Annotated in this window: 7 protein-coding genes and 1 pseudogene; 3 read left to right on the top strand and 5 right to left on the bottom strand. The window is 73.4% G+C overall.

The window, feature by feature from the left end:
* Positions 1 to 27 precede the first annotated feature (27 nt).
* Positions 28 to 399: pseudogene (locus AMIR_RS43035) on the bottom strand (DUF6359 domain-containing protein); the annotation flags it as partial.
* A gap of 449 nt (positions 400 to 848) precedes the next feature.
* On the opposite strand from AMIR_RS43035, the gene AMIR_RS09410 reads away from it, so the two are divergent.
* Entirely contained in the window at positions 849 to 1,943 is a 1,095-nt protein-coding gene (locus AMIR_RS09410) for a Fic family protein (protein WP_015800712.1), read from the top strand.
* A 150-nt stretch (positions 1,944 to 2,093) separates the two neighbouring features.
* Here the strand turns inward: AMIR_RS09410 and AMIR_RS09405 are convergent, their stop codons facing one another.
* From AMIR_RS09405 to AMIR_RS09395, 3 genes are all read right to left on the bottom strand, one after another.
* Positions 2,094 to 3,218 (bottom strand): hypothetical protein, encoded by a 1,125-nt coding sequence (locus AMIR_RS09405; RefSeq protein ID WP_015800711.1) that lies wholly within the window; start codon positions 3,216 to 3,218, stop codon positions 2,094 to 2,096.
* Positions 3,219 to 3,364: 146 nt separating this feature from the next.
* On the bottom strand, positions 3,365 to 6,592 hold the full coding sequence (locus tag AMIR_RS09400; RefSeq protein ID WP_015800710.1) for a GH92 family glycosyl hydrolase: 3,228 nt from the start codon (positions 6,590 to 6,592) through the stop codon (positions 3,365 to 3,367).
* A 173-nt stretch (positions 6,593 to 6,765) separates the two neighbouring features.
* Entirely contained in the window at positions 6,766 to 9,708 is a 2,943-nt protein-coding gene (locus AMIR_RS09395) for an AbfB domain-containing protein (protein ID WP_015800709.1), read from the bottom strand.
* 215 nt (positions 9,709 to 9,923) lie between these two features.
* Between AMIR_RS09395 and AMIR_RS09390 the strand changes: the two genes are divergently transcribed.
* Positions 9,924 to 10,925: a LacI family DNA-binding transcriptional regulator gene (locus AMIR_RS09390; protein WP_015800708.1), complete on the top strand. Its 1,002-nt coding sequence runs from the start codon at positions 9,924 to 9,926 to the stop codon at positions 10,923 to 10,925.
* 98 nt (positions 10,926 to 11,023) lie between these two features.
* Positions 11,024 to 11,353 carry a putative quinol monooxygenase gene (locus tag AMIR_RS09385; RefSeq protein WP_015800707.1) on the top strand — a complete coding sequence of 110 codons (330 nt, stop codon included), beginning with the start codon at positions 11,024 to 11,026 and terminating at the stop codon, positions 11,351 to 11,353.
* 96 nt (positions 11,354 to 11,449) lie between these two features.
* Here AMIR_RS09385 and AMIR_RS09380 read toward each other — a convergent pair whose 3' ends face one another.
* Positions 11,450 to 12,604: a hypothetical protein gene (locus AMIR_RS09380; RefSeq protein ID WP_015800706.1), complete on the bottom strand. Its 1,155-nt coding sequence runs from the start codon at positions 12,602 to 12,604 to the stop codon at positions 11,450 to 11,452.
* Positions 12,605 to 12,671: the final 67 nt, after the last annotated feature.

Raw genomic sequence — 12,671 nt, 5'->3', positions numbered from 1 at the left:
GCTGTCGGCGCGGGCGAACGCGGACGGGGAGGTCAGGCCCGCGTGCGAGAAGTAGGCGTTGAGGGGGCCGGTGACGTCGATCCGGGCGCCCAGCAGGCCAGGGTTGCTCTTCAGGCCCCACGCGGCGCGGAACGACGCGGTGATCTGGACGTAGAGCATCTGGCCGGTGGAGGTCTGGGTGGGCGAGTCGGCGAGGGCGAGGGCGTAGTCGTTCGGGAAGTTCGCCCGCACGACGGTGCTGGTGGCCGTCGGCTGGCCGACGACGTAGCCGCGCACGGTGGCCGTGGAGCCGCCCTGCTGGGCGACGGCCTGCGTGACGGTGAGCGGGGCGGCGGCCCCCGACGCGGCGCGGTCGGGGATCAGCAGTGCCGCGGCGAGGGCGGCCACCGCGGTGAACATCGCCACCGGGTGCCAGGTCGTCCAACGACGTCGAGTGTCCACTTTCGAGGAATCCTCTCCGGCAAAGTGCAGCGCAGGGTCACCACACGAACACAGAATCGCACGTCACTGGCCACTTCAGAGTGAACGACCGTTGACAGTGTGAATAAGTGCCCACGTCCTGGGCCACCCCGCACGGGCGTCACACCATCGAGTGGACTCCGATGCGTCTCGTGCCGGAATCGCTCGCCTCCCGAGGGGCTTTGCTTCCACCGCCGATGCTCCGCGAGCGCCGCAGAACTGCGGTCCGTGACGGGTGCACCGCACCCGACCTGCGTTGATCGCCAGGACCGTCACCGGGAGTGCAGGCGCACGGGCGGATGCACGTTCACCGCGCCCGCTCCGGCGGCGATCACCGGGGACGGCGACCACTTGAGGCCCCCACCGCCCATCGGCCACCCTTCCCGACCATGACCGACCGACCAGGTGGTCCCACCGACCCCGACTTCGTGGGCCCGCCGCTGCCCATCCCGGTGCAGCGGCTGCTGGGCGAGGCCGAGCACGCGCTGGGCGGGCTGGACGAGGCCGCGTGGCGCCTCCCGGACCGCTCGGTGCTGGCCCGCTGCGCCCGCATCCGCGACGCCAGGGGCGCGGCGGCGCGGGCGGGCCGCAGCGCGGACCTGGTGGACGCCTGGCTGTTCGCCGACCTCGGCACCGGGACGCCGCCGGACCTGCTGCTGCGCGCGGTGTCCCCTGGGGAGGACGAGCAGGACGTGCCGCCCTCCCCGGTCTCGGAGGGCGCGCACCCGCCGTTCGACCGCTACCTGGCCGCGCTGGAGCTGGGGGCGGACCTGCTGGCGCGCGGGCGGGCGCTGGACGTGCAGCTGCTGGCCGAGGTGGGCGCGGTCCGGGCGCACGGCAGGGGCGCGCCGCCGCTGGCCGGGTCGACGGCGCTGCGCACCTGGTCGGTGTCCACGCGCGCGCTCGAACCGCTTCCCCGCATCGCGCGGCTCGCGCTGGAGCACCGGCTGCTGGCGCTGCACCCGCCGTTCCCGGACGCCGCCGCCGCGGTCACCTCGCTGCGGCTGGTCGGGTCGGGGCTGCTGCGCGACCAGATCCTGCCGCTGTCGGTGTGGCTGGACACGCACGCGGACCGGCGCGACGCGCTGCTGCGCGGATCACCGGCGGGGTGGGTGGAGTTCTTCGCGCGCGGGGTGCGCGAGCTGGCCAGGGCGCAGACGAACCTGATCGAGGAGCTGGCGGCGCTGCGGGCGCACCACCTGAACCTGGTGCCGCACCCGCGCAGCGCCCGGCGCGTGGCGGCCGACCTGGTGGCGAGCCCGGTGCTGACCCACCCGGCGCTGGTGCGGCGCTACGGGTTCACCGCGAAGACGGCCACGGACGTGACGCGCAGGCTGCTGGAGCTGGGGCTGGTGACGACGCTGGACGACCGGCCCTACCGGAAGGTGTTCCTGTGCGTGCAGGCGCTGCGGCTGCTCACGACCGAGCCGCCTGGGGAGCCGATCCGGGATGAGGACGTGTTCAAAGCCGGCTCGCCCGAATAGCTGGCTCGCCCGAATAGGGCGAGTCAGAGACCACCGGCCACAGCCAGGTGACCGGGGCGCCAACCGCCTGCCGCTGTTGGCCCTTCGCCCCCGGCCCATCACATCCGCCAGTCACATCCGCCAGTCACATCCGCCCATCACACCCACCCGTCACGTCCGCTCGGCGCGGTCCAGCAACCGCCGGACCCGCCGGGCGGCCTCGTCGTCGCCGGTCTCCAGCAGCGCCAGCGCGTCCCGGTACCGCTGCACCGCCTTGTCGCCGGAACCCATGCGCCACAACGCGTTCCCCAGCTCCTCCAGCACCCCGGCCCGCTCGCCCGCGCCGACGCCGGGCAGGTCCGCGAGCACCCGCGCCGCCCGCTCCAGCTGCGCGACCGCGGCCTCCGGCCTGGCGGCGGCGAGCAGCACCACCCCGGTGGCCGCGCGCACCCGCGCCCCGCCGCGCTCGTCGGCCAGCTCGCGGTAGTGGAACTCCAGGTCCCGGTAGCAGTCCAGGGCCAGGTGCAGCCTGCCCCAGCGCCGGTACACCTCGGCCCGCCGCCACAGCACGTCCGCGATGCCGTCCGGGTCGCCGAGCCGCCGCCGGGCGCGCAGCTCCCGCACCCCGTGCTCCTCGGCGGTGACGAAGTCCCCGTGGTCGGCGAACCACACCGCGCTCAGCCGCAGCAGCCCCGCCAGCGCCTCGGGCCGGCGGGACTCGATCGCCGCCTCGGTGCCCCAGTGCGCCAGCTCCTCCGCCCACTTGGGGTCGGCCTCCACCGACGCCGCCACCCACATCCGCGCCGCCAGCGCCGCCGCCAGGGTGTGCCACCCGGCCTTCACCGCCGCGCGCACCGCGCCCAGCAGCAGCCACCGGTGCCGCACCGGCCACGCCGCCGCCTCCGCCGCGTCGGCGAACTCGGCCTCCGGCAGGGCGAGCGTGCCGCACTCGTGGTCGAACCCGGCGACGTCCGGCACGACCTTCGCCAGCGTGCGCAGCAGGTCCTCGCCGATCCGCCTGGCCACCAGCAGCGCCGCGTCGTCCCACTCGTCGGGCGCGACCGGTTCCGGGTGCAGCCGGAACCGGTCGCCGCCGACCCTGGACAGGCGCGCGGGGGCGTCGTCGCACAGCGGCCGGTCGAGGACGGCGCTGAGCTCCTCACCCGCTCGGCGCAGGTCGATGCCCGATCCGACCGCGAGCACCCGCATCGGCAGTTCGGGGACGTCGAGCACCAGGAAGGTGTTCAGCAGGTCGGCACGCCACGGGCGGCTGTCCCACACCCCGTACACCGGCACGACTCCTCCCACCGCGCTGCTACCGCTCGGCCCCGATCATCCGAGGCCGGGGCGAGGGCTGCATGACGAGCCACCGGTTCGCACCAGCGAACGCCACCCGAATCGACCACAGCCCTCACCCCCCTGGGACTCCGCGTGCCCGGTGATCACCCGAGGGTGGCCGCGAACACCTCGACCCTGGGATCGGCAGGCAGCACGAACGACTGAACCACCTTCGCCGGATCGAGCGCCACGCGGTGGCCGAACAGCCGCACCGGCGGCGAGTCCACCCCGGAGCCGGCCTTGATCCGGTGCGGCATCTCCAGCACGGCCGCGCTGCCCGAACCGGCCCAGTCGGCCACGACCACCGGCGCGGAGGCGCTGGTCCCGTCGGTGTAGCGGACGGTCACCGCCGTGCCGACGGGCCCGTTGTGCGCCGCGCCCACCAGGTTCAGCGCCGGGTACCTGCCCTCGGGCAGCAGCAGCGCCTGCCCGCGCGCCTCCACGAAGTTGGGCGCGGTCCCGGAGGTGTCGGGGGCGACGTAGGTGATCCCGCCCCACACCACCTGACCGGTGGGCAGCAGCGCCGCGTCGTAGCTCCAGCCGCCGCCGTCGAAGTCGCCCTCGCCGGGGGCCGCGACGGTGGCCGCGCCGTCGTGGTTGAGCGCGGTGGACAGGTCGACCGCGCACCACCCGTCGCCGCTCGCCGCGCACGCCGCCGCTTCCCTGATCTCCACGGCGACCTTCGTCGTGGTGGTGTCGGGCCCGCGCGCGGTCACCGTCACCTCGTACGTTCCGGGCGGGGTGTTCGCCGGGATGGTCACCGGGACCTCGACCTCGCGCTGCGCGGGCAGCGTGAAGGACGGGATCACCAAGGGGCGCAGCGGAACCCGCCACCCCGGAGGCGCGGACGCGGTGAGCGACACCGGCAGCACGAGCGGGGACTGGGCGAGCACGTCCAGCGCGAACGGCACCGTGCGCTGCTCGGCCGAGGTCGGCAGCACGGCGGTCGACGGCCGCAGCGAGGCGTCCAGGTGCGAGCGGGTGTCCGGCAGGCCCCGGCTGATCGACGGCGGCCTGGCGTCGACGGAGGTGCCCCAGGTCGACGGGGACGTGCCGAGCCGGTGCTGGAGGGCGCCGCCCCGCGCCACGTCGTCCCAGGACAGCCAGGTCTTGCGCACGTCCTTGCCGTTCAACGACACCCGCTGCACGTAGCGGTTGGCGTCGCTGGCCCCCGGCGCGGTGATGGCGAACCGCTTGTCTCCGATGTGGACGGTCGCGCTGGGGAACTGCGGGCTGGACAGGGCGAAGAAGCCGGCTCCGCTCATCGTCGGGTACAGGCCCAGCGAGGAGAACACGTACCAGGCGGACATCGTGCCCAGGTCGTCGTTGCCGGTCATGCCGTCCGGGCCGTCGGTGAACAGGGTCATGGCCGCCCGCACCACGGTCGCGGTCTTCGCGGGCGCGCCCACCGACAGGTAGGTGTACGGCGCGTGCAGGTCGGGCTCGTTGTTCGGGTTGTAGGTCGGCTTGCCGTAGTAGTCGTACGGCTGGGTGATCCACTCGGTGCGCGCGGTGCCCTCGGGGTCGGCGAGCAGCTTGTCGTGGGCGAAGAACGCGTCGAGCCTGCGCTCGGCCTCGCGCCGCCCGCCCATCAGGTCGACCAGCCCGTCCGGGTCCTGCGGCACGAGCCACTGGTACTGGTACGCGCCGCCCTCGTGGAACTGGCGCCCCGCCTCGACCGGGTCGTACGGGGCGAGCCAGGTGCCGTCCTGGGTGCGCGGCCGGAAGTGCTTGGTGCCGGAGTCCCAGAGGTTGCGGTACCACTTGCCGCGCGCGGCGAACGTGCGCGCGTCCTCCTTCTGCCCCAACCCTTCCGCCATCAGGGCGAGCGCGGCGTCGGCCGCCGCGTACTCCAGCGTGGCGGACGCCGGGTGGGCGCAGTCGTTGTCGCCGCCCTTGTGGGGGCAGTCCACGCCCTTCTCCAGCCCGGACGGCACGTAGCCGCGCTCCAGGTAGTGCTCGACGCCGGAGCGCCCGTTGTACGGCGAGTCGTCCGGCGGCAGGCTGGTGGCGTTGCGCTTGAGCAGCTCGTACGCCTCGGCCTCGTGGCCCTTCAGCAGCCCGCGCGACCACGCCTCGACCAGGAAGGGGGTGACCGGGTCGCCGGTCATGATGTTGGTCTCGCTGTTGGCCAGCGCCCACCTCGGCAGCCAGCCGCCGTCGCGGCCCGCCGCGAGGACCGACAGCGCGACGTCCCGCGCCACCTCGGGTTCGAGGAGTTCGAGGAGCTGGTTCTGCGGGCGGTAGGTGTCCCACAGCGAGAAGTTCTGGTGCGGCGTGAAGTCCTGCGCCTGCTTCACCTGCCCGCCGAACGCGGTGTAGCGGCCGTCCACGTCCCCGGCGAGGTTCGGGTGCAGCACCGAGTGGTAGAGCGAGGTGTAGAACGCCTTGCGGCGCTCCAGGGTCCCGCCGCCGATCTCCACGCGCCCCAGCTGCTCCTGCCAGGTCCGCCGCAGCGCGGCGCGGGCGGCGTCGAAGTCGTGGCCGTCGGTCTCGGCGGCCAGGTTCTTCCGCGCGCCCTCGATCCCGGTGTAGGACAGGCCGACCTTGACCACGACGTCCCGGTCGGCGGTGGTGTCGAACGTGGCGTAGGCCCCGTTGCCGCCGCTGCCCGACGCCTCCCGCGCGCCGGGCGCGACCGAGCCGCCGCGCCAGGTCCCGAACGCCTGGAACGGCCGGTCGAACGAGGCGGTGAAGTACACCGTGTGCTCGTCCAGCCCGGCGCAGAACCGCCCGGCCCGCACCCGGCCCTCCACGGTCCGGTCGTCGACCACCCGCACCTGCGAGTCGAGCACCTGCTGGTTGGCCTTGCCGGTGTTGAGCAGCACGTTGCCGCTCGCGCCCGCCGGGAACGAGTAGCGCTGCCAGCCGGTGCGCGGGGTGGCGGTCAGCTCGACGCCGATGCCGTACCGCTGGAGGCCCACGCGGTAGTAGCCGGGTTCGGCCTCCTCGTCGTCGTGGCTGTAGGCGGACCGGTAGGCGTTGTGGTCGGTGCTGGTGACCGCGCCGGTGGTGGGCATGATCGGCAGCTCGCCCGCGACGGGGCAGCCGACGCCGGACAGGTGGGTCTGGCTGAAGCCGTGGATGAAGCCCTGCTGGTAGTCGTAGCCGCCCTGGCCTCCGGTGTCCGGGCTGACCTGGACCATGCCGAACGGGGCGCTCGCGCCGGGGAAGGTGTTGCCGAAGTTCTGGGTGCCGACGAACGGGTTGACCAGGGTGACGGGGTCCTCCGCCGCGCTCCCGGACGATGGCTGGGCCTGGGCTGGGACGGCCGCTCCGAGCACGAGCAGTGCTGCGGCGGCCAGTGCTGTGCTGCCTCGCGGGAGGGTCATCGTCGACGGCCTCTCTGTGTGACAACGTTGTCGAACAACAGGACGGGCGGGTTCCCGCTCGGTCCCCCGACCGCCTCCCGAGCGTGGCGCACCGCTTCTCGGGCGTCCAGAGCACCGGAGTGGGACGTTCGGGTGGGGCGCGGGATCACGAGCCCGCGCCCCACCTCACCGGGTCAGGGCGTCCAGGGCTGGTCGAAGCTCCAGCTCACGTCCTGGGCGTACGAGACCGGGTTGTCGTACGCGTGGGCCCCGCCGTCGCTGGCCGCCCACACCTCCGCGTTGTAGTGCCGGACGTTCGCCCCCAGCTCGTTCACCGAGGCCAGCCGCGTGCCGCCGGCGCCCGGCTGGGCGCAGAACGTGGCGTCCCGGCGGAAGAGGTCGGTGTTCGGGTTGGTGTCCAGGCGCAGCCGGTACGAGGCGTGCCGCAGGAACCGGCCGGGCAGGTTCCGCGACTCGAACGAGTAGCAGGACGGGTCGGCCAGCCCGCGCCGCACCACGAACGTCGCGTCGGCCTTGGTGGTCGCGTCGCTCGCGGAGCCGACGACGTCCGTGCGGGCCAGGCCGTCCCGGTGCCGCAGGAACCGGTCGGTGAAGCCGGGGGTGGTCACCCGGAGCGAGCGCGCCTGGTCGACGGGCAGGTCGACCCCGCTGCGCCACAGCGGGATCGTGACGTTCCAGGTGGTGTCCTGGGTGAAGCTCGCCGCGCCGTCCCACGGGTTCGGGCCGCCGCTGCGGGCGACGTACACGCCCTCGTTGTAGTGCCGCAGGAAGTGGCCGGGCAGGTTCTTGGACTCGAACGCCGTCGCGCCCCAGCCGTCGCGGGCGCAGAACGTCGCGTCCCCGGCGAACAGCGCGCTGCCGTCGTTGGCGTCCAGCCGGACCCGCGACGAGGCGTGCCGCAGGTAGCTGCCGGGGAAGTTCCGCGACTCCAGGGAGTAGCAGGCCGGGTCGGCCAGCCCTGGGCGCAACCGGTAGGTGGCGTCCTTGGTCGCGCCCTCGCCGCTGCCGGGGGTGAGCACGTCGGTGCGGGCGAGGGAGTTCTGGTGCCGCAGGAAGCGGGTGGTGAAGCCGGGGGTGGCGACCTTGAGCGAGACCAGCTCGTCCCGCCCGACCTCGGTCCCCCTGGCGCGCGCCAGGACCCGCTGGTTGACCGCCCGCACCTGCGCCGCGTTCATCTTCAGCACCTGGCGGTCGTAGGTGTGGAAGCCGTTGACCTCGTTCTCCACGTCGTACGGCTCGGTGTACACCGACGCCGACAGCCCGCGCGTCTGCACGAACCGCCCGACCTCCTCGGTGATCGTGACGTACCGGCTGGTCAACGAGTTCTCGTCGGGGAACAGGTCGCCGTAGGCGAAGCCCTGGCCCGGCTGGTACTCGTGCCCGCTGATCCGCCGCCCGAGCCCGCCGTACTCGCCGAGCACCGCGATCCGCCCGTCGGGCTGCCTGGTGCCGGACGACATCTGGTAGGCGTGGTCGTCGATCACGTCCCCGTTGCCGGGGTCGGGGTCGGAGACGCAGCAGTTGGACCCGGAGTTGTGGTTGATCAACCTGGTGCTGTCCAGCGACCGCACCAGGTCCGTGATGCGCCCGGCGTCGTACTCGCCCCAGCCCTCGTTGAAGGGCACCCACTGCACGATCGACGTGATCCCCTTGAGGTTCTCGATCATCCGGCGCAGCTCGGACTCGTAGTTGGCGTGGCTGTTCGGGGCCTCGTCCACCGAGTCGACCGACGGCATGTCCTGCCACACCATCAGCCCGAGCCTGTCCGCCCAGTAGTACCAGCGGGCCGGTTCGACCTTGATGTGCTTGCGGACCATGTTGAAGCCCAACGCCTTCTGCTGCTCCAGGTCCGAGCGCAGCGCCGCGTCGGTGGGCGCGGTGTAGACCCCGTCCGGCCAGTAGCCCTGGTCCAGGGTGCCGAGCTGGAACACGAAGTCCCCGTTCAGCAGCGGCCTGGTCACGCCGCCGATGACGGCCTTGCCGAGCGAGCGCATCCCGAAGTAGCCGGTGACCGCGTCGCCGCCCGCCATCGTGACGCGCAGGTCGTACAGGAACGGGTCGTCCGGCGACCACAGCCGCGCGTTCGGCACCGGCACCCGCAGGTGCTGCCCGACGGTCCCGGACGCCGTGCCGACGACCTGCCCGCCGCTGAGCACCTGGGCCTGCACCTGCTGGCCCGCGCTGCCCCGCACGACCAGGTCCAGCACCCCGGCGGGCACGTCGGGCGTGGTGTCCAGGCGCGTGATGTGGTTGGTGGCCACGGGTTCCAGCCACACGGTCTGCCAGATCCCGGACGCGGGCGTGTACCAGATGCCGCCCGGGTTCCGCCGCTGCTTGCCGATCGGGTAGCGCTGGCCGTCGACGGGCGAGTTGACCCCGACCACGATCTCGTTGCCACCACTGCGGAGCGCGCCGGTGACGTCGAACGAGAACGGGTCGAACCCGCCGGTGTGCGTGCCGACCTGCGTCCCGTTGACCCAGACCCGGCTCTCCCAGGTGACGGCGCCGAAGTTGAGCTTGACCCGCCGCCCGTCCCAGCCCGCGGGGACGGTGAAGGTCCGCCGGTAGAACATGCTGTCCTCGTGCCGCTTGATGCCGGACAGCGCCGACTCGATCGCGTAGGGCACCAGGACGCCCTCGGCGAGCGGGCGGCCGATCGGCGGGTCGTCCAGGTTCGCCGCGCCCGCGAACTCCCACACCCCGTTGAGGTTCTGCCAGTCCGGCCGGACCAGCTGGGGGCGCGGGTACTCGGGCAGGGCGTTGGTGGGCGAGACCTGGCTCGTCCACGGCGTGGTCAGCGGCGCGGGCTTGGGCTGCCACACCACGTCGGCGGACTGCTCGGGGGCGGCGGACTGGGCGGTGTCGACGGACTGGGCTGCGGCGGCCGGTTGGGCTGCGGCGGCCGGTTGAGCCACGTCGGCCGGCTGGGCGGCGGCGGCCGGCTGGGCGGCGGCGGCCGGCTGGGCCACGTCGGCTGGCTGCGCCACGTCGGCCGGTCGCGCGGCGTCCGCGGACTGCGCCGGGGCGGCCGGTTGGGCGAGCGCCGGGGCGGCCGAGCCGACGACCAGCAGGGCCGCCAGCGGGGCTAAGAGGGCGCGGGACAGGGATCTGCGCATGGGGGGACACTCCGGTGGGTCCGGGGACTCGCTTGCAGGGACCCGCGCACGGGGACGCGCGGGGTGGAGCTGCCGGGTGGAGGCGCCTGCGGCGGGAGAACGCCCTGGACGGTTGCGCCCCCGCTTTTTACATCGTTGGCACAACGTTGTAAACCCTCCGAACCGCCCGCTAAGATCACCACCCGATGCCGTCCCACCAGCGACAAGGGGGCCGGGTGGCCACAACCCTCAAGGACGTCGCCACCTTGGCGGGCGTCTCGGTCAAGACGGTGTCGAACGTGGTGAACGGCCACAGCTTCGTGAAGCCGGAGAACCGCCGCCGCGTCGAGCAGGCGCTGGCCGCGACCGGGTACCGGCCGAACCTGGGCGCGCGGAACCTGCGCAGGGGCCGCACCGGGTTCGTCGCGCTGGTGGTGCCGGAGCTGGGCATCCCGTACTTCGGCGAGCTGGCGGGCCAGGTGCTCACGGCCGCGCGCGAGCACGACTGGAACGTGCTGATCGAGCAGACCCAGGGCACGCGGGAGGGCGAGCGCGCCACCCTGGCCGCACTCGGCCCGCACCTGGTGGACGGGGCGCTGGTGAGCCCGGAAGCGCTGACGGCGGCGGACTTCGGCGACCCGGCGGTGCCGGTGGTGCTGCTGGGCGAGCACTCGGTGGACGCGCGCCTGGACCGGGTGGGCATCAACAACGTCCTGGCGGCGCGCGAGGCGGTGGCGCACCTGGTGTCGTTGGGGCGCACCAGGATCGCCGCGATCGGCGCGCACCCGGCGCGCGGCACGGCGGCGCAGCGGCTGGCCGGGTACCGGGAGGCGCTGGCGCGGGCCGGGTTGCCGGTGCGCGAGGAGCTGGTGGCGCGGGTGGCGAACTACCACCGCCGCGACGGCGCCGAGGCGATGGCGGCCCTGCTGGCGCTGCCGCAACCGCCGGACGCGGTGTTCTGCTTCAACGACCTGCTGGCGACCGGCGCGCTGCGGGCGGCGGCCGAGCGCGGCGCGCGGGTGCCCGAGGACGTGGCGGTGGTCGGGTTCGACAACACCGAGGAGGGCGCGTTCAGCCTGCCGTCGCTGACCACGGTCGCCCCGGACAAGGCGGCGATCGCGCGCGAGGCGGTGGAGCTGCTGCGCAGGCGGGTGGCGGGCGAGGCGGACGAGCCGCGCGAGGTGCGGGCGCCGTTCGCGCTGCGGGTGCGGGAGAGCACCGGCGGCAGCGCGCGGTAACCGGTCAACCACCTGCGAGCCGGACACCCCGGCCTGTGCGAGGATCGACCCGAGGCCCGAGCCCGAACCGTTCAGGCGACCAACGCCGAGGGAGCGTCATGATCTTCATCACCGCCAAGTTCCTGGTCAAGCCCGAGCACGCCGACAACTGGCCGGAGATCAGCCGGGCGTTCACCGAGGCGACCCGCGCCGAGGCCGGGTGCCTGTGGTACGACTGGTCCCGCAGCCTGGACGTGGCGAACGAGTACGTGCTGGTCGAGGCGTTCAGGGACGACGACGCGGCCGTGGAGCACGTGAACTCGGCGCACTTCAGGAACGCCCAGGAGGAGCTGCCGCCCTACCTGGTGGAGACCCCGAGGATCATCAACGCCAAGGTCCCCCAGGACACCTGGTCCGAGCTGGGCGAGCTGGCCGTCAAGAACGGCTGAGACGCGCGGAGGGCCCCGGCGATCGCGCGCCGGGGCCCCGCAGTCCGCCACACACCATCCACCGAGTACGGTCGACGACCGTCCACTTCGGATGGATCAGCAGATCGTCTGCTTGCTGTTGACGAGCGTGTTGTTGCGGAACGTGGTGTTCGTGCCGCACGGGTTCTCGGTGATCGCCGAGTTGGTCACCCGCAGGTTCTGCACCACGACGTCCTTGGTCACCGGGAACTCCGACCGCGAGGCCAGCCTGATGTCGCCGGGCCCGGTCACGGTCCCGCTCTGCGCGGCCAGGTTCACGTTGTAGCAGTTCTCGATCAGGATCGCGTTGCTGCCGGTGTTCGCGATGTCCACCCGGTCGATCTGCAGCCCGCCGCTCTCGGACACGCAGAACACCCCGCGCCCGCCGCCGCGCGCGATGACCTGCCCGACCCGGACGTTGATCGGGTAGGCGTTGTTGATCCGCCCGTTCCGGTTGGCGGTGCGGAACGCCGCGTACCCGGTGCCGGTCCCGGCGCCGTCCGCGTCGACCAGGGTGACGTTCGCGTTGATGGTGTCGTTGAGCAGCAGCCCGGACTCGCCGACGTTGCGCGCGGTCACCGTGCCGACGGTCAGCCCGTCCAGCCCGTAGGTCTCCACGGCGTGGCTGGACGCGCCGGACACGTACACGTTGTCGATGCGCACGTTCCTGGTGCGCACCGAGGTGTCGCCCCGGTTGTCGATCCGCACGCCGAGCCCGCTGGACAGCCGCATGTCGATCTGGCCGAGCACGACGTTGGTGGCGTTGCGGATGAAGATGCCGTACAGCGGCGTCCCGGTGACGTTGAGGTGCTGGATCTCGACGTCGGTGACGCCGCGCGCGTACACCGGGGCCTGGTCGCCGCTGCCGCTGCCGGTGACGTTGATGGTGCCGCACACGTCGAGCGCGGTGTAGCTGGGCAGCGAGAACCGCGACCCGGCGCTCATCGTGCCGGAACCGCGCACCACCAGGCGCTCCTTGCTGGTGCGCCCGGACGTCAGCGCGCCCGCGGCGGCCTGCATGGCGGCGCGCATGTCGGTGCCGGTGTGCACGGTCGTGCTGCCCCGCTTGGCGGTCCAGGTGCTCCCGGACTTGGTCACCTCGGCGTGGTACGTGCCGCTGCCGCAGTCCGCGGCCGACGCGGGGGCCGGGTCGACCACCGCGTGGACCAGGGCCGCGCCGAGCACCGCGACGCCGATCGCGGCGGCTGCCCCGCTGACCTTCTTCCTCACCATGAGCCGGTTCTCCTCGCTAGGGGACGTTTCCTCGCGGCGGCGGAGACGGGCTTGCCGCTCCCGGCGC

It is taken from the genome of Actinosynnema mirum DSM 43827 (assembly GCF_000023245.1).
Classification (GTDB): Bacteria; Actinomycetota; Actinomycetes; order Mycobacteriales; family Pseudonocardiaceae; genus Actinosynnema; species Actinosynnema mirum.
The sequence above is the reverse complement of the archived record's forward strand: the minus strand, read 5'-3'. Positions and strand labels throughout refer to the sequence as shown.

Coding starts and splice junctions, on each gene's coding strand:
- AMIR_RS09380 (WP_015800706.1), bottom strand. CDS start 12,604: ATGGTGAGGAAGAAGGTCAGCGGGGCAGCCGCCGCGATCGGCGTCGCG.
- AMIR_RS09395 (WP_015800709.1), bottom strand. CDS start 9,708: ATGCGCAGATCCCTGTCCCGCGCCCTCTTAGCCCCGCTGGCGGCCCTG.
- AMIR_RS09400 (WP_015800710.1), bottom strand. CDS start 6,592: ATGACCCTCCCGCGAGGCAGCACAGCACTGGCCGCCGCAGCACTGCTC.
- AMIR_RS09385 (WP_015800707.1), top strand. CDS start 11,024: ATGATCTTCATCACCGCCAAGTTCCTGGTCAAGCCCGAGCACGCCGAC.
- AMIR_RS09410 (WP_015800712.1), top strand. CDS start 849: ATGACCGACCGACCAGGTGGTCCCACCGACCCCGACTTCGTGGGCCCG.